At 40.9% G+C, this 20,559-nt stretch carries 23 protein-coding genes; 9 read left to right on the top strand and 14 right to left on the bottom strand.

Annotation, left to right across the window (positions count from 1 at the left end):
- The first annotated feature begins 18 nt into the window (after window positions 1–18).
- Entirely contained in the window at window positions 19–1,182 is a 1,164-nt protein-coding gene (locus AC1XUO_RS19680; protein WP_483331483.1) for a 1-deoxy-D-xylulose-5-phosphate reductoisomerase, read from the top strand.
- Window positions 1,183–1,632 (top strand): hypothetical protein, encoded by a 450-nt coding sequence (locus tag AC1XUO_RS19675; protein ID WP_483331482.1) that lies wholly within the window; start codon window positions 1,183–1,185, stop codon window positions 1,630–1,632.
- 46 nt (window positions 1,633–1,678) lie between these two features.
- On the opposite strand, the gene AC1XUO_RS19670 is transcribed toward AC1XUO_RS19675, so the two are convergent.
- The 6 genes from AC1XUO_RS19670 to AC1XUO_RS19645 form a co-directional block, all read right to left on the bottom strand.
- Complete coding sequence (locus AC1XUO_RS19670; protein WP_483331481.1) at window positions 1,679–2,443, bottom strand: glycosyltransferase family 2 protein; 765 nt, start codon at window positions 2,441–2,443, stop codon at window positions 1,679–1,681.
- Between the two features lie 44 nt (window positions 2,444–2,487).
- On the bottom strand, window positions 2,488–3,315 hold the full coding sequence (locus tag AC1XUO_RS19665) for a glycosyltransferase family 2 protein (RefSeq protein ID WP_483331480.1): 828 nt from the start codon (window positions 3,313–3,315) through the stop codon (window positions 2,488–2,490).
- A 22-nt stretch (window positions 3,316–3,337) separates the two neighbouring features.
- Window positions 3,338–4,312, bottom strand: a complete 975-nt coding sequence (locus tag AC1XUO_RS19660) for a glycosyltransferase family 2 protein (RefSeq protein WP_483331479.1) — start codon at window positions 4,310–4,312, stop codon at window positions 3,338–3,340.
- 71 nt (window positions 4,313–4,383) lie between these two features.
- Window positions 4,384–5,202 (bottom strand): phytanoyl-CoA dioxygenase family protein, encoded by an 819-nt coding sequence (locus tag AC1XUO_RS19655; protein ID WP_483331478.1) that lies wholly within the window; start codon window positions 5,200–5,202, stop codon window positions 4,384–4,386.
- Window positions 5,203–5,390: 188 nt separating this feature from the next.
- Window positions 5,391–6,326 carry a hypothetical protein gene (locus AC1XUO_RS19650; RefSeq protein ID WP_483331524.1) on the bottom strand — a complete coding sequence of 312 codons (936 nt, stop codon included), beginning with the start codon at window positions 6,324–6,326 and terminating at the stop codon, window positions 5,391–5,393.
- Window positions 6,327–6,408: 82 nt separating this feature from the next.
- A complete protein-coding gene (locus AC1XUO_RS19645) occupies window positions 6,409–7,290 on the bottom strand; it encodes a class I SAM-dependent methyltransferase (protein WP_483331477.1) in 882 nt (293 codons plus the stop codon).
- 229 nt (window positions 7,291–7,519) lie between these two features.
- Between AC1XUO_RS19645 and AC1XUO_RS19640 the strand changes: the two genes are divergently transcribed.
- Window positions 7,520–8,713 carry a M20 metallopeptidase family protein gene (locus tag AC1XUO_RS19640; RefSeq protein ID WP_483331476.1) on the top strand — a complete coding sequence of 398 codons (1,194 nt, stop codon included), beginning with the start codon at window positions 7,520–7,522 and terminating at the stop codon, window positions 8,711–8,713.
- Here AC1XUO_RS19640 and AC1XUO_RS19635 read toward each other — a convergent pair.
- Both AC1XUO_RS19635 and AC1XUO_RS19630 read right to left on the bottom strand, forming a co-directional pair.
- A complete protein-coding gene (locus AC1XUO_RS19635; protein WP_483331475.1) occupies window positions 8,676–9,443 on the bottom strand; it encodes a polyprenol monophosphomannose synthase in 768 nt (255 codons plus the stop codon). The two genes, AC1XUO_RS19640 and AC1XUO_RS19635, sit on opposite strands and share 38 nt — an antisense overlap.
- Before the next feature lie 96 nt (window positions 9,444–9,539).
- Window positions 9,540–9,914, bottom strand: coding sequence for a DUF4296 domain-containing protein (locus tag AC1XUO_RS19630; RefSeq protein WP_483331474.1), 375 nt, complete (start codon window positions 9,912–9,914; stop codon window positions 9,540–9,542).
- A gap of 69 nt (window positions 9,915–9,983) precedes the next feature.
- Between AC1XUO_RS19630 and AC1XUO_RS19625 the strand changes: the two genes are divergently transcribed.
- From AC1XUO_RS19625 to AC1XUO_RS19610, 4 genes are all read left to right on the top strand, one after another.
- The gene (locus AC1XUO_RS19625) at window positions 9,984–10,874 is read left to right on the top strand and encodes a DUF58 domain-containing protein (RefSeq protein WP_483331473.1); all 891 of its coding nucleotides are present in this window, start codon (window positions 9,984–9,986) and stop codon (window positions 10,872–10,874) included.
- A gap of 154 nt (window positions 10,875–11,028) precedes the next feature.
- Window positions 11,029–11,871 (top strand): hypothetical protein, encoded by an 843-nt coding sequence (locus tag AC1XUO_RS19620; RefSeq protein WP_483331472.1) that lies wholly within the window; start codon window positions 11,029–11,031, stop codon window positions 11,869–11,871.
- Between the two features lie 6 nt (window positions 11,872–11,877).
- On the top strand, window positions 11,878–12,897 hold the full coding sequence (locus AC1XUO_RS19615; protein ID WP_483331471.1) for a VWA domain-containing protein: 1,020 nt from the start codon (window positions 11,878–11,880) through the stop codon (window positions 12,895–12,897).
- Complete coding sequence (locus tag AC1XUO_RS19610; protein ID WP_483331470.1) at window positions 12,897–13,499, top strand: ribonuclease HII; 603 nt, start codon at window positions 12,897–12,899, stop codon at window positions 13,497–13,499. The genes AC1XUO_RS19615 and AC1XUO_RS19610 overlap by 1 nt, the downstream gene beginning before the upstream one ends.
- On the opposite strand, the gene AC1XUO_RS19605 is transcribed toward AC1XUO_RS19610, so the two are convergent.
- The 6 genes from AC1XUO_RS19605 to AC1XUO_RS19580 all read right to left on the bottom strand — a co-directional run bounded on the left by AC1XUO_RS19605 (window position 13,496) and on the right by AC1XUO_RS19580 (window position 18,816).
- A complete protein-coding gene (locus AC1XUO_RS19605) occupies window positions 13,496–14,011 on the bottom strand; it encodes a DUF2480 family protein (protein ID WP_483331469.1) in 516 nt (171 codons plus the stop codon). The two genes, AC1XUO_RS19610 and AC1XUO_RS19605, sit on opposite strands and share 4 nt — an antisense overlap.
- 79 nt (window positions 14,012–14,090) lie before the next feature.
- Entirely contained in the window at window positions 14,091–14,786 is a 696-nt protein-coding gene (tsaB, locus tag AC1XUO_RS19600; RefSeq protein WP_483331468.1) for a tRNA (adenosine(37)-N6)-threonylcarbamoyltransferase complex dimerization subunit type 1 TsaB, read from the bottom strand.
- 62 nt (window positions 14,787–14,848) lie between these two features.
- Window positions 14,849–16,504: a S41 family peptidase gene (locus AC1XUO_RS19595; RefSeq protein WP_483331466.1), complete on the bottom strand. Its 1,656-nt coding sequence runs from the start codon at window positions 16,502–16,504 to the stop codon at window positions 14,849–14,851.
- Window positions 16,505–16,517: 13 nt separating this feature from the next.
- Entirely contained in the window at window positions 16,518–16,931 is a 414-nt protein-coding gene (locus tag AC1XUO_RS19590; RefSeq protein ID WP_483331465.1) for a ribonuclease P protein component, read from the bottom strand.
- Between the two features lie 128 nt (window positions 16,932–17,059).
- The gene (gene rpmH / locus AC1XUO_RS19585) at window positions 17,060–17,218 is read right to left on the bottom strand and encodes a 50S ribosomal protein L34 (protein ID WP_090336744.1); all 159 of its coding nucleotides are present in this window, start codon (window positions 17,216–17,218) and stop codon (window positions 17,060–17,062) included.
- A gap of 182 nt (window positions 17,219–17,400) precedes the next feature.
- On the bottom strand, window positions 17,401–18,816 hold the full coding sequence (locus tag AC1XUO_RS19580; protein ID WP_483331463.1) for a hypothetical protein: 1,416 nt from the start codon (window positions 18,814–18,816) through the stop codon (window positions 17,401–17,403).
- Between the two features lie 186 nt (window positions 18,817–19,002).
- On the opposite strand from AC1XUO_RS19580, the gene AC1XUO_RS19575 reads away from it, so the two are divergent.
- Both AC1XUO_RS19575 and AC1XUO_RS19570 read left to right on the top strand, forming a co-directional pair.
- Window positions 19,003–19,647 carry a TatD family hydrolase gene (locus AC1XUO_RS19575; RefSeq protein ID WP_483331462.1) on the top strand — a complete coding sequence of 215 codons (645 nt, stop codon included), beginning with the start codon at window positions 19,003–19,005 and terminating at the stop codon, window positions 19,645–19,647.
- Entirely contained in the window at window positions 19,647–20,372 is a 726-nt protein-coding gene (locus AC1XUO_RS19570) for a tRNA threonylcarbamoyladenosine dehydratase (protein ID WP_483331461.1), read from the top strand. The genes AC1XUO_RS19575 and AC1XUO_RS19570 overlap by 1 nt, the downstream gene beginning before the upstream one ends.
- Window positions 20,373–20,559 lie beyond the last annotated feature (187 nt).

Genomic DNA, 20,559 nt, shown 5'->3' with positions numbered 1-20,559 from the left:
AGCTTTACATTTAAAAATATGTCAATAAAAAGAATAGCCATTTTGGGCTCCACAGGATCAATCGGAACTCAGGCACTGGATGTAATTGAAGCTAACCCGGATATTTTTTCCGTGGAAGTACTGACTGCTCAGAATAGCGCCGATTTATTAATTGAGCAGGCTGTAAAATTCAAACCCAAAGTGGTTGTTATAGGAAATGAGGCATTAAAGGATAAGGTAACTTCTGCACTTGCTTCTTTGGCAATTCAGGTTTATTCTGGTGACGCCGCGCTAGTTTCCGTTGTAGAATCTGAGGAAATCGATATGGTGCTTACCGCGATGGTCGGTTACGCCGGGCTTTTGCCAACGATACATGCGATTAAAGCCGGAAAGAATATTGCGCTAGCCAATAAGGAAACGTTGGTAGTTGCCGGTGAGCTGATAACCAATCTTGCCAAAGAAAATAATGTAAGTATTTATCCGGTTGACTCTGAACATTCTGCGATTTTTCAATGTCTTGTTGGTGAAGAAAATAATCCGATCGAAAAAATTATTCTCACTGCTTCCGGCGGCCCGTTCCGGGGAAAAGATCGTGCGTTTCTGGCTGGAGTAACCAAGCAGCAGGCTCTGAAACACCCCAATTGGAGCATGGGCGCAAAAATTACCATCGACTCGGCTACATTAATGAACAAAGGTCTGGAAGTAATCGAGGCCAAATGGTTGTTCGATCTTGCTGCCAGCCAGATTGATGTGATCGTTCATCCGCAAAGTATCATTCATTCGATGGTTCAGTTTGAAGACGGAAGTATGAAAGCGCAGATGGGTTTGCCAGACATGAAATTACCGATTCAATATGCGCTTCATTACCCGTACCGACTAAAATCATTTTTCCCACGTTTTGACTTTGCTGCCTATCCTTCGTTAACTTTTGAAAAACCGGATATGGAGACTTTCAGGAACCTTGCTGTTGCTTTTGAAGCATTGGAAAAAGGAGGAAATGCTGCATGTATTGTCAATGCCGCCAACGAAATTGCTGTTGAGGCATTTTTATCTGATAAAATCCGTTTCTTAGAGATATCTGATGTCATTATCGAATGTGTTGCCAAAATCAATTATATTCAGAATCCGGCATATTTAGATTATGTTGACACCAATGAAGCTACAAGGCGCTTTGCCCTGGAAATGATTCAAGTAAAAGTATAAATGAAAGCGATTTTTTTGAAATATATATCTGTTGCCCTCGCCAGTACGCTTAAATTTTTTGGAGGCCCGATTACCGGTGTGATACTTAATCTGACCTGGATTGAGACTGCCCTTTGTTCTATTGTGGGAATGTTGTTCAGCGTTGCTGTTGTAACGTTTGTGGGCAAAGGCATTCAGTCGCTGATGAAAAAATATAGAAAAAGTACGCCCAAAAGATTCAGTAAAACAAACCGAATGGCGGTGAGGATCTGGAAAAAATTCGGGATTATTGGTATTGCACTTTTAACCCCACCACTTTTTACACCAATCTTTGGAACAGCACTTGCTGTCGCGTTCCGTGTACCAAGAGGATCTATTTTCTTATGGATGACACTTAGCGCATTGGGCTGGGGATTTTTTATTTCCTACATCGCCCACAAAATGACTTTTATTCAGGAGTGGATAAAATAAAAGCGTACAAAAAATGTACGCTTTAAGATTTCGCAAAATTTTGATATTATCTGCTGACCTCTTTTTTAGGAGCAACTGATTTTTTCATATAATCACCGCGGGAGAAAAATTTCTCTATAAAACAATACATCAAAATAAAGAAATAGCGGCTTCCCATTTCTTTGATTTTCAATTTTGACTCTCCATATTTTCTGTTTGTCCAGCTATTCGGAACCACGGCGTAATTATATCCACGGACCATTGCCTTCAATGGAAGCTCAATTGTCAGATTAAAATGTGGTGCAAGAAAAGGTTTTATACCGTCAATGGTCTCTCTTTTGTATAACTTAAACGCATTCGTTGTGTCGTTATATTTGATGCCCATGATGATACGGACAATAAAATTTGCGACACGGTTGATCACTTTTTTCAAAGCCGGATAATCGATTACTTTACCACCTTTTTCCCAACGTGAGCCAAAAACACAGTCATAATCACCTTCAAGCATCTTGTTGTAATATTTCACAAGATCCTCAGGGTCATCGGATAAATCTGCCATAAATACTGCGACGCAATCACCTGAAAAACGTTCAAGCCCATAACGTACAGCATATCCAAAACCATTCGGGCCGGGATTAGTCTGATAAACCAATGTTGGTATTTCAAGAGAAAGTTCATCAAGAACACGAAGCGTTCCGTCTTTTGAATTATCGTTTGTCACGAAAATTTCATGCGGGATATTGTACTTCTTCAAGGTTTGGTAAAGTGACCTCAAAGTGTCTGAAATGGATTCCTCTTCGTTATAGGCTGGTATTATAACACTTAGCTTCATGTATGTCAGGATTGAAAAACAGTACAAATTAAAGATTAATCTAATCAACTGCCAATTTTTTCTAACTTTTCAAGTTGTTCCTCATACCAGGCGACCGTCTGAATAATTGTGTTTTCATACTTTTTATCCAGCCAGACGTTCACATTTTCAAACATTTCTTTACGGTTTCTTAAAAACCATTTATTGCTATGGGAATGAACATTGCTAAGCCCGGCACTGTGTTTTCTATATACGCCCATAACTTCTGGGAGGTAACCGATTTTACCTTTTGCAGCCAGTTGAATACTTAATGCCCAGTCGCCAGCTGCTGCGGTCGCATGCCATTCAGCAAAATTTTCTGTCAGGAAATAATTACGATACAGCCAGCTTGCAGTAGCCATAAACCAGCGATCCTGAAGAATATCGTCTATGGTTGATACCAGTGCCTGATTGTCTTTATTAAAAGTATGGCTTTCAGAACCGTCTTCATAAGTAACCAGCATGTTATGATGGCAGATAGAGAAATCCGGATTATTATCCATAAAATCTACCTGTTTCTGCAACTTGTAAGGATCTGTCCAGTAATCATCTCCCTCGCACATTGCAACATATTCTCCCTGACATGCTTTCAAGAGCTGCAAAACATTGTTTCGTCCGGCAAATTCTCTTGGTTCAAAAGGTCCCTGATTTTCCTGATGTAAAAACGCTTTGATGATGTCGGGATATTTTTCCTGATAGTTGCGGATAATCTCTTGTGACGCATCCGTTGACCCATCATCGCCAATTACAATTTCAAATGGAAATGTTGTTTTTTGCTCCAAAGCGCCGTCTAGCATCCTGGAAATATAATACTCATGGTTAAACGTTGGAACGCAGACGGAGACTTTAATCATAACGTGTGTTTTTAAACAGATTTCAATGACTGGATTGACGAATCTTATACGGCAATAAGGCAAAGAAACTGTAAGCATCCATAACCCATTTTGGTAAAATATAAGCCCGCGTGATCTCCTTGCATTCCTGAAGATCAGCTTTTTTCATGATCAGATAATTGGCCGCAAGCGCAGCTCTTTTGAAATAACTTTTTGATAATTGCCTGGCATCCAGCATCATTCTATAATATCTGGCAATATTTAACCGAAGCGATTTATCGAACTGATGATTCGTCTCTGCGTTAATTCCTTCATACATCATAATCCGGTTTTGCAGAAAACGTTCGTCGCGGTAGTGGTCTTTAAAACTTGCTCCACCTTTGTTTTTCCGATAAACTGACATAAGTTCTGGAATATACCCGATCGGGCCATGTTTGGCCAGGATGACATAACGTGGAATATCGCCGCTGGTAGATTTCAGAAACCATTCAGGATAATGCATCACATGATTTTTGAACATGACTGCGGAGGTAGCCATAAACCAGATTTCATCTTCCCCGATCAGATCTTCCATCTCAATTTTCATCTTCTGATCCGGATGGTTTACTTCTACCGACGGCGAACCATCTTCGTAAGTAATCAGCGCATTATGAAAGCAGGCAGAATAGTCAGGATGCGAATCCATGAAATCGACCTGTTTTTGAAGTTTTAGCGGGTTGGTCCAGTAGTCGTCTCCATCAAGCGGAGCAATGTATTGTCCCTGAGCTAATTTTAATGTTTCAATTGTATTAAAAAGGCCGTTTTGCCCCAAATTTTTGGAATGCAAAACGGCTTTTACTTTACCAGGATATCGGTTTTGATAGTCAAGAATAATATCTCGGGCACCATCTGTTGAGAAATCGTCGCCTACAAGTATTTCGTAATCAAAATTTGTTGTTTGATTCAAAGCACTTTCAATGGTTTTTCCAATAAAAGCGGCTTGGTTGAACGTAAGTATAACGACACTTACTTTAATCATAATGTTTTATTGTCAATAGATTAGCTGATATTCCCCACATTTCTATCCAGATAGCCTAAGCCATAAACTTCTCAGCTAAATACGGTCTGCAATTGCTCTACACTTGGAAAGTTTGGTGTAACAAGCTCTTTTTCAGGAGCATAAATGTACGCCATCGGATAACCACGTTCGATAAATGTTGGTTCTTCCAGGTTATTATAGCGTAATTGAACTGACCAGCGAATATTATTTGTGATATTATTTCCTGACTGGTGTACAAGAAACGCCGAGAAAACCAGAATGTCACCAACCTTAAATTCGGTTTGAATAAACTCTTCATCGTTTATTCCGGCAGTGATTCCACCCTGATAACCGGAAGTGCTGGATTCTTTCAAACCCGTTTTATGGCTTCCGGGAATCACCTGCAAAGCACCGATATCAGCACCTGCATCAACCATCGGGAACCAGATCACTGTGCTGTCCAAAGAGCCTTGTCCGGTACGCCAATCCTGGTGCGCATCCAGTTTCCAGTGCTTGCTTCCATCTTTCGATAGGAAACGGCTGTTAAACTGCATGGCAGGACGAGCCCCAATAATCGGATTTTCCAATCCAACTTGCTTCAGAATATTTTCGATCTGCGGGTCTACGCCAAGACGGTGAAGAGAAAAAGAATGCTGAACTGTTTTTCCCGTGTTAACGAATGCGTTGAAATCTTTTTCAAAAAATTCAAACATTGCATTTTCAAAAGCATCTTTGTCGTCAATGTCTACCGACTTTCCGGTTACTCTTTTGATTTGTATGGCGAAGATTTTACGGGCTTCTGTGTAGATAGAATTTACTAAATCCTTATCTAAAAAATCACGCAGGATGACATATCCGTCGTTATTGAATTGCTGCTGAAGTGAGCTCATTTTTTATTGATTTTGCGATTTTGAAAAATGAAAATAGATACTTGAATGGTTATATTTAAATAATTGAAAATCAGTAAACTATCTAAATATAACTTTACTCATATCCGGTTAATTGTTACCCGCAAATTTATAACTCTTTTCGAAGTCAAATTTATGACATTCGTTATTCTTTTTCATGATTGGAAAGCTTAATCTTCCCAAACTGCATAAGCAAACCCGGCAGCACCAAAACCGTTACCGTTATAAAGCAGATATTTTTTGCCGTTATGCTCGTAGTAATTGGCATAATTGATCATTTGATAATCAAAATCTTCCGGATTGTCCGATTTACCTATTCCAACCAGATTATCTTTTCTCACCCAGTTCTCGCCGTCCGTTGATTCAGCATAACCAAGGCGATAGCTTTGATTCCGATCTGTACGATAATCACGGGTATGTCGGTAAGAATAGTACATTTTATAGATACCATTTTCCTTGAAAACACTCGGACGACCCACGGCATGAAGGAAATCGTCAAAGTCAAGTGTTGGAATATCACTGATCTCCCAATGAATTCCGTCTTTTGAAGTAGCCGACTGACCGCGATAAAATGGCTCAGGATATCCGTGAATATATTCACATTTATGACCTGAAATATACCACATCCGCCAGGTGCCGTCATCTTCCCGCATAACGGAAGGCTGCGCAGCCCAAATTGGATTTTGAATGCTGCGGTCCATAATCGGGCCCTTGAACATTTTTTCGAACGTCAATCCACCATCATGACTCACCGCCAACCCCATAGACAAACGATAAGAATTATGCGTTCTGTTCCAGCCAGTGTAATAAAGCCAGATGTCACCATTTGGCATATCTACAAACCAGGCAGGCATAGCGCCCGTTTCATCAAACTCACCAGGACCACCCAGTTCCAAAACAGGTTTATCATGGATGTATAAAATCTTGGTCGGATCTTCATAATCTACGTCAATGAAAGTTGGCCTTGACTGACCGCTTGCATCGCGCGATGAAAAATAAACACGTAAAAAGTCTTTATGCTTGTAAGCAAACGGAACTTGTGCATGCGAAAGACTGTGCGGTAAACTTCCGTCAGGCTTGTAAACTACTCCCTTTTTAACCCACATATTTTTAATTTTCAAGGTTTGCCTTTCAGCAAATCGTTGCAGCATAATTTACTGCAAAATCAATGAATGAATAATATCAATTCTAAGCGTCTGCTTTGTCAGCACGCAGGCGCCAGTTGTCTACATAGTCTTTTCCAGGAATTGGAAGATCGATATCCACCTCCGGAGCTTTTGCCGTCACGGTATATTCCATCACGTAAAAAGCATTTCCAAACACATAGTGTAACTTGAAATTTTCTACGTTGGCAGGCACATCTTCAATAGGAACCTCAGCACGGAAAAGCGGATTTGCTTTAAGCAAAGTAGCATAAGTAGGCGTGTTCCGTAACCACGGAGCAACACTTTCGTCACCAACAACAACTTTCCCGCCCGGACGAACCACACGCGTTAATTCATCAAAAGCTTTTTTCCTTTCAGAGAAAGTATTGATACCTCCAAAGTGGAAAACAGCGTCGAATGTATCATCCGCAAATGGCAGATACGAACCATTGCCAAGGAAATAATGAACATTAACATCGTCAGTAGAAAGTTTTTCCTGAGCCAGTTTAAGCATATTAGGAGAAAGGTCTGACAGAACAGCAGTTCCACCCGGTTTTACTTTTTCCAAAATCAATGCAGAATCTTTTCCTGTTCCCGCGCCAACTTCCAATGCTTTCATTCCCGGCTTCAAATCCATCAGATCGATAAAGAAGCGGCGTGTGGCTGCTTCGTCAGAATGGTTTAATGTTTCAAAAACCCATGAAACACCTTTGTCGTAACGAAGAAATGCCTGATCGTAAAGAAATTGCTCGTGTGCATCGCCTGGAAGTAACTCTTTGGGATAGAGCATATTAACAATGCCTGTATCACCTACTTCATATATTGTACCATCTTCACTGGTAAGCGTTTTGCCGTCTTCGGCGATTGTTAATGGACTGCCGGTAAGTGGACAAACCAACGCTTTTAGAAAATCCTGATGCGTCATTACGTTTCTTGCTATATTAATGTGTTAAGCCAAAATTAGTTGTTTTTCTTAGAAGTACTCACATTAGTAGAAATCCTAATTATTAAAGGGACGTGGAAATCAGCGTATTTTATCAATAGTACCGGGCACATATTCAGCCCGATTCTATTTCTTTGTACCTTTGAAACACTTTTGTCTGGCTCCATTTTGGAGCGGATACCCTAAAATTTTCAATTTTCTCTTTCTATATATGTTTGACCTGCAAGAAAAAATAAAGTCACTCGCGAAGGAACAGGCCGCCAATGTTATCGCTAACCGCCGGCATTTGCATACGAATCCTGAGCTTTCTTTTGAGGAATTTAAAACTGCACAATTTGTTGCAGAAGAACTTCGTGCTTTGGGACTTACGCCACAGGAGGGGATAGCAGGAACAGGATTAGTTGCGTTGATTGAAGGGAAAAATCCAGGAAAAAAAATTGTTGCTTTGCGTGCAGATATGGACGCTTTACCTATCGTAGAAGCAAATGACGTCCCATACAAATCTCAGGTTCCAGGTGTGATGCATGCCTGTGGCCATGACGTTCACACCGCTTCTTTGCTTGGTACTGCCAGAATTTTAACGCAGATACGTGATCAGTTTGAGGGTACGGTAAAACTTGTTTTTCAACCGGCGGAAGAAAAAGCACCAGGCGGAGCTTCGTTGATGATTAAAGAAGGTGTGTTGGAAAATCCCAGACCTGTCAGTATGGTCGGTCAGCATGTAGCGCCGAATATTCCGGTCGGAAAAATCGGATTCCGTGAGGGAATGTATATGGCCAGCACCGATGAGTTATATGTTACCGTAATTGGAAAAGGCGGCCACGCGGCGGCTCCTGACCAGTTAATTGATCCGATTTTAATTGCTTCTCATATCGTTGTGGCCTTGCAGCAAATTATCAGCCGGTATCGCAAACCGTCAAACCCTGCGGTTTTATCTTTCGGAAGATTTATTGCTGATGGCGTTACAAATGTAATCCCGAATGAAGTAACCTTGCAGGGAACATGGCGCTGCATGGATGAACAGTGGCGCGAAGAGGGTTTACGCAAAATGAAAAAAATGGCCGAAGGTATGGCTGAGGCGATGGGCGGAAGCTGTGTTTTCGAGATCATCAAAGGTTACCCTTTCCTTAAAAATCATCCCGAATTAACCCGACGCGTAAGAGCTGCCGCAACAGAATATATGGGTGCGGAAAACATAATCGATCTTGACCTCTGGATGGCGGGTGAAGATTTTGCCTTTTATTCTCAGGTAGTAGATTCCTGCTTTTACAGATTGGGTACGCGTAATGAGGCCAAAGGAATTATTTCCGGCGTGCATACCCCCACCTTCGATGTGGATGAAACCTCTCTTGAAATTGCGCCCGGGCTTATGAGCTGGCTGGCCGTTTCTGAGCTAGCTTGTTAGCAGGAATATAACGTTTGAAATAACTGTTGATTTTGAGGCTTATAACGCCGAAAATCGCTTCTTTAAATATTCCCGGAGACATTTTAGAGGCTCCTTTTGTCCGGTCTGTAAAGATGATTGGAACCTCTACAATGTTGAATCCGAACTTCCAGGTATTGAATTTCATCTCAATCTGAAATGCATAACCAATAAATCTGATTTTATCCAGATCGATTGTTTCCAATACCCGTCTTGTATAACAAATAAATCCGGCTGTCGGGTCCATTATCTGCATACCAGTGATCATCCGAACATAATATCCTGCAAAATAAGACATTAAAACCCTGTTAATCGGCCAGTTTACCACATTTACTCCGGTAATATAACGCGAACCGATGGCGGCGTCGTGGCCTTGCTCTGCACAAGCCTGATACAATCGGATCAAATCTTCCGGCGGGTGCGAAAAGTCGGCGTCCATTTCGAAAATGTATTCATAACCCTTTTCGAGGGCCCATTTGAAGCCGTGAATGTAGGCTGTTCCTAAACCCAGTTTTCCTTTTCTCTCAACCAAATGAAGCGTTTCACCGAACTCCTTCTGCAATTCTTTGACAGCAGCTCCCGTTTGATCCGGTGAGCCATCATCAATTATGAGCACGTCAAAAGGCTTTGAAAGGCTGAAAACCTTTCTGACAATGGCCTCAATATTTTCAATTTCGTTGTAGGTGGGGATTACTACGATACTATGGTTCACTGTGAATCTTTAATTAGGGTATAGAAATAGATTAGGTTGATATCTATAACAAAGTGCTCAAAACGTAGTGTTTTAATCTTGAAATTTTAACTTTTTTTAAAGTTTAATATCCTTCTTTTTCTCGCGGGCCTCAATCTTTTTGGCAACATTTTCATAGATACGCGACATATACTCCGGATGTGTCATGTAATAATTATAACTATTCCGGTAAGCCACTGTATCAACTTTGTTCTTCTCCCATATTTGTTTTTTTAGTTTGTCAAATATAAGGATTGAAGAATCGAGCGATTTTAATTGTAAGCGGGTGACACGGGATTCTGCAATATGTATGTCTGTGAGGATCAAAGCCATCTTTTCCTCGGATAGCGTGCCTTCCGGCGGTTTTTCTTCCTTTGTGCAGCCCGCAAAAATGATTGCCATACTTCCAGCCAGCACCAGACTGAACGAGAAATTAATAATCCGTCGCGTCATAATTCTCAAAATACCTATCTTTGTTTAGCTGCTCTATATTACAAAGGTGGTTATTTTTTCGGAAAACATATGTTTGAACTGTTTTTGGGGAAACTCCGAAAGTATGAAATAAGGATGAGAAAAGCGGTCACGAGTGAACGGCATGGAAACTTTCACTCGGTATTCAAAGGTTCGGGCCTTGAATATGACGACCTTCGGCTTTACCAGTATGGCGACGACGTGCGCGCCATTGACTGGAATACTTCGGCCAAGGGTCATGGGACTTTCATAAAAATTTTTAAGGAAGACAAAGAACAAACTGCCTTTTTCATGCTTGACGTGAGTGCATCTCAACTGGTAGGAGAGGCCAGTAAGCTGAAGATAGATATTGCCAAAGAAATATGCGGGGTCCTGACCTTATCTGCCATCCAGGAGGCCAGCCGTGTCGGGTTGTTATGTTTTTCTGATCGTAATGAAAGATATATCCGTCCATCTGATGGTATGAAACATGGATATGGCGTTTTGTCGGAAATTTATAAACTGGTACCGGAATCAACGAAAACCAGCATTTCAGAGGCAATTTTGGTCGCTCTGAATGTTTTGAAAAGACGAAGTCTGATCTTCTTGATTTCAGATTTTATTGATACAAACTATCAGCATAACCTGAAAGCGCTTGCGAGGAAACATGACTTGATTGTGATCCATCTTTATGATTCCCGCGAAACGAGCTTGCCGCGATTAGGGATTATTCCATTGTATGATGCTGAAAAACAGCGGACAAGCTGGGTTAATACTTCGTCAAAACAATATCGCGACGACATGGCCAATCGTTTTCAAAGCAGAAGTGTTGAGCTTGAAAAACTTTGTCATCAAAACCGTGCAGACTATATTTCGATTAATACGCAGGAAGATTATGTTCCCGCACTTATTCGTTTATTCAAAGTCAGGCGATATGCCAAAAGCGGAATGACCTCCTCTTGACGTACGCGGAAATGTTTGAAAACTTATTAAATGGTATAAGAAATTGTTGTCGACTGCCGGTTTTAGCACTGATTTAAAAAAAATAGTATTCCTTTTTTGTTTATTTCTGACAGGTTTTTTCCTGGCAACAGAGCCAGTTGCCGCACAAAAAAATTTGCCCGAAGGAAGGTTTTTATCAGATAGTATTGAGGTAGGGAAACCGTTTTTCTACGCATTGAGTTATTTGCATGCTCCCAAAACAGAAGTTTTTTTTCCGGATTCATCTTTCAGCTTTTCGCCTTTTGAAGTTATTTCAAAGAAGAACTTTACCACCCGAACAGATCAGAAAGGCAGCTTAGACAGCTCGGTTTATCAGTTAGTATCGTTCAATGTATCGTTGGGACAATCCTTGAAAATACCGGTTTTTGTTTTTACCGGAAAAGACTGCACTGAGATTTATACAAATGCGGATACTATTTTTCTAAGAAAAGATAATTTTCAAGGAATTTCGGATACCACTTCTTTAAAACCAGAAGTTGGATTATTACCGCTCAGCCACAAGTTCAATTTTTCAATTTTTTTAGGGGTTCTGGCATTAACGATTGGCGTTGCAGGCAGTATTTACTGGCTTTTTGGAAGTGATATTTATAAACAATGGCAATTAATCAAATTGCAGAGGCGACATCTTGAATACAATAGAACGTTTAACCGCTTGCTTCGAAATGCCAGGGAGCGCGAGAATATTAAGGACGCTGAAAAGGCAATTATCGTATGGAAAAACTATCTGGAGCGTTTGGAAAAAAAACCTTTTGCGACCTACACAACCCGGGAAATTATGGACAATATGCCTGATGAAGGTTTGGCGGTTGCCCTGAAAAATATGGATGGAATTATTTACGGTCAGGAAAAATCAAAAGATATGGATAAGTCGCTGGAAGTCTTGAAGGCGGGAGCTATGCGTCTTTATCGTGATAAGCGCCGTCAGATTTTGGAAGGTATTCTAATTTCCGAAATTTAATTAAATATGGAAGAATGGTTTTCGCCACGATGGTTTACATGGGAAATACTCAGATCTTATGAATGGGTATATCCATATTTTTTGTATGCCTTGCCTGCAATTCCGTTTTTGTTCTGGCTAAGAAGTGCTTTTCATCGAAAACATCAGCAAAGGCTGGTGATTACTTATAGCCGCGAAAACGGCAGAACAGACTGGCTTACACTTTTGCGTTTCGTACAGCCGATGTGCGTTGCGTTTGCCGTTGCATTCATTCTGGTTGCGCTCGCCCGTCCGCAAATTGTTACCGAACGAACAGATAAATTTTCTGAGGGGATTGATATTATGCTTTTGCTGGATATTTCTGATTCCATGATGGAAAAGGATCTGAGCCCAAACAGGCTTGAAGCAGCCAAATTGGTCGCCCGGCAATTTATCCGGGGAAGATTACAGGATAGGATAGGCCTGGTTATATTCGCCGGCGAAGCCGTTTCGCTGTGTCCGCTTACGACTGATTATGAGCTACTGTACGGTTTCCTGGATGAAATTCAGCCCACGATGATCCCAACTGCCGGAACTGCTATTGGAAGTGCGTTAGCCGTAGCCGTGAATCGTATGAGAGAAACTTCCGGTGAAAGTAAAGTCGCAATTTTAATAAGCGACGGAGATAATACGTCAGGAAACCTGGGCCCGACAACCGCTGCGCAGCTTGCCAAAGCTTTTGGTGTCCGTGTATACAGTATTTCGGTCGGAAAGACGTTAAGAGTTGCGAGGAAGGATAGTTTAAATATTTCCAGTGCGCTGGTTGACGAAAGTGAGCTCCAAAAAATTGCTGCCCTTGGAAACGGAAAATATTTCAGAGCGACAGATAATACAGCTTTGGGATCTGTTTTTAAACAAATTAACCAGATTGAAAAAGTCAAATCCCGGAATGTTGTGTCCAGGGATGTAAGTGATTATTATCGTATTTACCTTAATTGGGCCATTTTACTTTTACTGATTGCGCTGAGCACAAAAAGTACGTTTATGGCTAATATTCTTGAAGACTGATGTTAAAGGCATTTTATAACAAAGACGTCCGCGAAGCCGGATTGGATGAAGTGGGAAGAGGGTGTCTGGCGGGGCCCGTGGTGGCAGCTGCGGTAATTCTTCCTCCGGATTATTTTCATTTGTTTCTTAATGATTCCAAACAGCTGACCCGTGTTCAGCGGGATATTCTTCAAAAGGAAATTATGCAGGAAGCTATCGCTTGGTCCGTTGCAGAAGTGGATAATTTTGAAATTGACCGGATCAATATTCTAAAAGCGAGTTTTCTGGCCATGCATTATGCCGTCGATAAATTGCATACGAAACCTGAACATTTGCTCGTGGATGGAAATCGCTTTACACCTTATCCTATGATTCCACATACTTGTATTATCAAAGGCGATGCACATTATTTGTCGATTGCGGCAGCTTCGGTTCTGGCAAAAACATATCGTGATGATCTGATGAGCCAGTTGGCAACCCAATTTCCACATTACGGCTGGGAAACCAATGTAGGTTATCCAACGATCCATCACAGAAGTGCAATCAAGTTACATGGTCCATGTCAGCACCACCGAATGACTTTCAGGTTATTGAGAGGCGAGAAGGAACAGGAAGAGGTTTAAACTTTTGGTTTTTTATACAATGGAACGGTGCTGCAAGGTTCGCCGAACATAAGGTTTTGCACAACAGGTTTCAATAAATTTGTGATTTTAACGTAAGCTGAAATGGGTACAGATACTTTACTGCAGCCTTTCACCACAACTTTTTTACCACGAAATTCTTCGGCATCAACTTTCCCTATTGCGTCAGAAAATAGTTTGTCTTCAAGTACGCTTAAATCACCAAAAACGACAGCATTTGCATACGGTTCAAGCTGTATTGCCAAAAGCATATAGGCCCAGGTTGGAACAATTGCATCTTCTGAACAAATGATCGATACATTTTTGCCCGCATATTGAGTCCAGTCATGAGATTTGAGAAATTCACGAAAATCCTTTTCTTTCAGGATCATGCCCATGAATAAATTATCTTTTATATCATAAAGCACGCGCTCACCCGGATGATAAAGTTCTTCAAGATCAAAGGAAATAAGACCACTTGTAGCAACGCGATTTACTATCTCTTCAGTTTGCATAGGAAATTCTGGTGTTTGCATAGGATAACACGAAATAGCCGGACTTTGTTTTCAATATTCTGGTAAAAAACAAATTCAGCTAAACTACCGGGCTTACTTTCCGTGAGGGAGGCGTCATGAAATCTTTCAAATAAAAAGGCTCAAAACCGGCAACATCTTCAAAGTCAGATTTTTCAAAAGCTGTTACAGCTAATTTGCCAACAGTTTTGGCTGACGGCCGGATTTCTTCTGATATAAAAAAAGCGTTCTGATTTTGCTCAAACAGCGGCTTGCATTTTGCAGCACCGTCACCAAAAAAAACAACTTTATGTTTTTGAAGTAAAGCCTGAAAAGAATATTCATCCAGAATTACCGCCTTCGTCGGCTCAACAATATTGTTTTCAGCGTCGAAAACGGATGCGTAAACCTCCATACGCCGTGCATCGATCATCGGGCAAAAAAGAAAATCCTTTGAAAAAAAAGAGCTGACCTGAAGTGACATCGCTTCCAGCGTATTGATTGCGATTAAAGGCTTGTCCAGTGCATAACATAACCCTTTGGCAGTAGAAACCCCAACACGTAATCCTGTATATGAACCGGGTCCTTTTGCCACCGCAATGGCGTCTAAATCCTGCAAAGTGTAACCTGCATGCTTAACGCTGCTGCTCATCAAAGTAGTGAGCATTGCAGAAGAAGAACGGTCAGTTTGTAATTCGTAGTTTGCCAGCAACCCGGCATCTCCATGAAGTGCGACGGAACAACCGCGCGTGGACGTATCTATACTAAGTAAAAGCATGAATAAAATTAATTACATCGGCGGTCGGCAATCAGCAATCGACCAGACCTGATAGCTAACAGCTATTTCTTCCCCTTTAAAAGTTCAGCATAACGGCTGGGTTCTTTGAACAATTTCAAAGCTTCTTTAACCTCAGTGTCTTCGTTGAAGGAAGCTTCACGCACACCTTTTTCCAGATAATAATGTTTCAAAATCTCTTCTTCCAGAATCTTTTTAATTTCCGTTTTTGAAATTAGCAGATCATTATCCTTGCTATGTGCCAGTTTGGCCCTAAGTCCTTTCAACTGATCCTGAATAACATCAATGGATTTTTCTTTTTTCGCAGAAGCTTCCAGATCATTCAAATCTTTTTCCACCTGCGTGGTATAATCGTATTCTTTATCACTCAGCCATTTCGTAAAATCACCGTATTCACCGTCTGTCAGGTGGAATTCTTTTGCCGGCTTGATAGTTGCGTGTTCAAAGTGATATTTAATTGCGTAATCAAAAAACAATCGGTTTCTTGCGAGGGAAGTTGCCAAAGGTGAAAAGGTTTCTTTTTCAGTTACAATGTCCGGCAAGATTCCGCCTCCGTCATAAACAACGCGACCATTTTGTGTTTTAAATGCGGTCATTAAAGAATCAGGAAGTTTTCCTACGCTTCCATCTTCATTGCGATGGGCGTAATCGATAGCCTGAATACAGCGACCGCTCGGAATGTAATATTTTGCCGTCGTAATTTTCATTTTGGTATTGTAGGAAAGGTCACGGGTCGTCTGAACCAGCCCTTTTCCATACGTACGTTGCCCGATCAGAACGCCACGATCATAATCCTGAATAACCCCTGAAACAATTTCTGCTGCGGAAGCGCTGCGATTATTTGTCAAAACGACAATAGGTATTTCAGTATCCAGTGCTGGATTATAAGCCGTGTAAGACTTGTTCCACTCTGTCACTTTACCTTTTGTAGAAACAATTTCTTCTCCTTTTGGAATAAAAATATTCGAGATTTCAATCGCCATATTCAGTAAACCTCCCGGGTTATCGCGAAGGTCAAGCACCAGGTGTTTCATTCCTTTTCCTTTCAATTCCTGAAATGCGCTTTTTACTTCCCGGGACGCCGTGGCAGTAAAATCTTTCAGATCAATATACCCGACGTCTTCACTTAACATTCCGTAATAAGGAACATTGGTAACCTTCACGATGTCACGGTTCAGGGTAATTTCCAAAGGTTTTGGAAGGCCATATCGTTTGATCGTCAGCGTAACGCTCGTTTGCGTTTGTCCTTTTAATAACTTCCCTGAATCAAAATCTTCCCGGGTTGAAAGGTCAATCCCGTTAATTTTGACGATTTCATCACCAAGTTGTAATCCACCTTTTTGTGCCGGCGTATCTTCATAAACCATCATCACGGTATGTTTTCCTTCCGAAGAATTTACCATCGCTCCGATACCATTATATTTCCCGGTCGTCATGGTCATATAATCTTCAATATCGTCCTCGGCGTAATAAACAGTATATGGGTCAAGCGACCGCAGCATACCATCGATACTGGTTTTAATCAGTTGGTTAGGATTTATTTCGTCGACATAGTATGCGTTCAGCTCTTTAAAAAGCGTGGCATAAATATCCAGATTGCGTGCAATTTCAAACAGACGGTCCTCTTGTTTGAACGACACAAACGCTAGTCCGGCAACAACCGGAGCGGCAATTAAGAGTGAACGAAGATACTTTTTCATCTGGGATCGTAAATCATGGATTTTGATTTTTCCGGAGCGCGGAAGGCAATTTCAGCAAACGATTTACCGATTGCTTCATAGCTGTTTCAATAACGTCAAAAGTTGATATTTCTTTCGCAATATACAAAAAAGCGATATAAGCCGGGCGCGATTCGGCAGGAAGAGAAAGTAATGCGGCTTTGTTAAGGCGATAGGCTTCGCGGCAACGTCTTTTTACAAGATTCCGGTCGACAGCTTTCTTAAATTGCCGCTTCGAAACTGAAAACAAAAGTTGCGGAAATGGGGGAGGAGTTTCGGTTTCGTAAATATACAAAACCCGAAAAGGAAAGAGGTAGAACGTTTGTACATCCGCACTACCCCTTTGAAAAAGCCGTCCGATTACACGGTGGCTGCACAAACGCTCATTTTTACCAAATGTTTGTTTCAAGTTCTCGTAGAAAAAAAACGTGTATTAAGTTTGAGAGTTAATCGAACTTAATACACGATTAAAGACAAGGTGTCTCCGATTTGGTACTACCAACAAGGTATTACCCTACTCAAACTTTCAAACCTTGATTATTGCTTATGACGTTTTTCGTCTGAAACCGTTAGTTTCCAACGACCTTTCTTGCGACGGGCCGTTACAACTTTCCGGCCATTAGCCGAAGACATTCTTTCACGGAATCCGTGCTTATTTCTCCTCTTGCGATTCGATGGTTGATAGGTACGTTTCATCTCATTATCAAATTATTGCGCTATAAATCTCTTCTACCCGTAATTTTGGCTTGCAAAGGTAAATAATTTTTCGAATTATGACAAGGCTCCAAAACTTTTTTCTTCAGATAACGTGCAGGTTATATGAAATTTAAGAAATTTTCTGCCTCATTTTCGTCTTCGGAGGCCTCGCCGGTTTTAAATTATTTTAAGAAAAACTTCTTTTTGAAATACCATTCCGCACAGCCGTTGTTATATTCCACCGATCCCCAGGCAGGATCCGGAGCCTCTGTGATAATTAAAATCGAGTATGGGGTATTTTTTAATTTAGGAACATATACAGAGTGTTCTTTTGTATCATAAACCTGTTTGGTGCGGGCTTCCATTTCTGCATAAAAACGCGAAGCACGGCCTGTCACAATATCAGACCAGGCAGAGCGGTAGTTGAAATTGCTGGTATAGATGGTAACAAAATACAAGGCAATCACCCAGCCAATTAACCCAAATCGGGTCGTTATATTGGAATTATATTTTTTAATCGCCCAGAAAGTGATAACGAAAACATTGTAAGTAAAACCGATCAGCGTCCAAAAAGTAATAACGCATTGACCGCGTAAATTAGGAGGGCCGGCGATTGACCAGTAAGTTGGAAAATAAGTCAGGAATAAACAGCCAAAAAAAACAATCAGGGAAATAATCGGATGAACAGATAGGAATTTAAACTCATCTTTTTCCTTCTTGTGATAAAGTTGTGCAGCAAATGGGATAAGGACAAGTGTCAAAACACATAAGGTCGGCGCCATTTTTGAAAAATTCAAAACGCCTGTGACAAGACTATTCTGTATTGAAAAAACCAGATTAAATTTTAAAGGCGTTGGATATAGTCCGGATGCTGCTCGAACGGCATTTCCAGGCGCGGTAATTGACAATACCCCGAAGGCCAGCGCGACCAAAAACATGATCAGCGCAGCATACTGGATTTTTTTCTTTGCCAGCGACCCAAACAGGAAAAATGAACCCGTCAGCGCAACCAGCCATACCAAGGTGTATTCATTTGTCCCAATCAAAATAATCATTGACAGACAGATGATCGCGATATGTTTACTGTTGATAGAAATATAATTTCTGAATAAGTAAGCGAATAAATACAGTGTCCCGATATCTGCCAAAGTGTAATAATAACCTGTATACCAGTAGAAATAACCTGAAACAATCGGCAGTTCCGCGATTAAAACAAAGGTTAGCAAAAATGTGATCAGTGCGGTTTGCCAGGTTATCAACTTATTTAGTGTGATGGCTTTCACAAATACCCACATGGCATGGGCATATAGACAAATCAAAATGATCGGTGCGATTTTATAACCAAGGTATGACCCGTAAGAAAGTGGTTGTGTGGCAGAAATTATAGTCCCGATATAACGGCCAGACCAGGTTTTCCAGTAATGTTCCTGGTATCCCCAGTAACCCATGTCAATGACGCCGAGTGCATGGCAATAGTCGTCGGTGGTAGGGAAAACAAAAAAGGATAAAATGAGAAAAGGTAATAATAGAATAACAAAGGCTAATAATATGATTTTCAGCTTGTTGTCGGGGTTTTCAAACCAGGTAGAGTAGTGCATATTTGTTGAGACTCGGCAATTATGATCTAGCAGATGGCCAAAAATAAGACAATTATTTGAAGAATCGCCTTCCGTTTGAGCGAAAGGACCAAGAATGAATCCCCGGAATTTTAATAAATTGATCCCGATTCGCACATTTTTATTATTGAAACGAATTAGTTTTTCTGACTTAAATCATAGGTTGATATGTACTATAATGTGCACACACATCCGCATTCCGAAAGTGATGATGTGCTTTTTATCGAGAATTTATACAAACATTTCGATCTTGAAACGGACGGAAGAAAGGTAAGTATGGGGCTGCATCCCTGGTATTTGGATAAAGAGAATCTCAGCACACAATTCGATGGCCTGGCAGCACATGCCGGAAAAGCTGAGGTTCTTGCGATTGGGGAATGCGGGTTAGATAAGCTTTCTTCAACAGATTGGGATTTGCAGTTGGAAGCTTTTCAATTACAAATAAAACTTGCCGGGGATTTAAACAAGCCGCTTATTATTCATTGCGTAAAGGCTTTTAATGAGGTTCTTTCAGAATTGAAAACAGTGCAAGTTCCGGTAATTTTCCATGGAGTAAATAACAAATTATCAACTGTCCAGCCTGTAATTGATTCTGGTTTTTATTTATCCTTCGGAAAATCGCTGCTCGGAGGAAATCCAGCGATCCTAAAAACTTTTAAAACAACTCCATTAGAACAGATATTTTTGGAAACGGACGATGCGGATATTGATATCAGAGAAATTTATAAATCAGCCGCTGAAATAAGGGAAATTTCTGAAAAAGAGATTGTTTTGCAGCTTGAAAAGAACTTTTTAAACGTATTTCACAATTAATGGAAGATTTTACCTGGCTTTCCAGAACTGAGTTATTGATTGGAAGGGAGAAGCTTGTTAAACTAAGTAAAGCGCACGTATTGATTATCGGTCTGGGTGGGGTAGGATCGTTTGCGGCAGAATTTGTTTGTAGAAATGGCGTAGGAACTATGACGATTGTGGATGGAGATACGGTGGATCCAAGTAATAGAAACCGGCAGTTGCCAGCTCTTTCTACGAATCATGGCGTGAGCAAGGCGGATATTATGGCGGAAAGGTTAAAGGCGATAAACCCTGAATTAACACTGCACGTTGTCAAAACTTTTATCAATCCGGAAGCGGTTGACGAAATATTGTCGGCGCATACCTATGATTATATTGTCGATGCTATTGATAGTGTCACACCGAAAATTACGTTTTTGAAAGAAGCCTTTCAGCGTAAAATTCCGATTGTAAGTTCCATGGGCGCTGGTGGAAGAATGGATCCGACGATGATCCGGGTGGTGGATATTTCAAAAACCTTTAATTGCAACTTCGCTCAGCAAGTAAGAAAAAATTTGAAGAAGGAGGGAATATATAAGGGGATCAAGGCTGTTTTTTCAACCGAAGAGCAATTAAAAGAATCTCTGATGTTGACAGATGGAAGTAACTATAAAAAGTCAGCATACGGGACCATGTCTTATTTGCCGGCAGTTTTCGGCGCAACTTGCGCATCGGTTGTAATTCGGGATTTGATTGCAGATTAACGGAGGAAAATTTAAAGTTTTATTTTAATGGCTGCCGTTGAAGATGGTAGCCATTTGTATTTCTTTCTGGTCGAACCAGCGATCTTTGGATTATAAGCCCAACAATCAAAAATTAACGCATTTTTGTAATACAATCTTCTTGTTCCTCACCGCTCCGTCGGAGCATCCTGTTTCTGGCAATTTTCGT

It is taken from the genome of Dyadobacter sp. HNCC25DJ186 (assembly GCF_056895235.1).
Note: the sequence above shows the minus strand (reverse complement) of the source record. Positions and strands in the feature narration are given on the sequence as shown.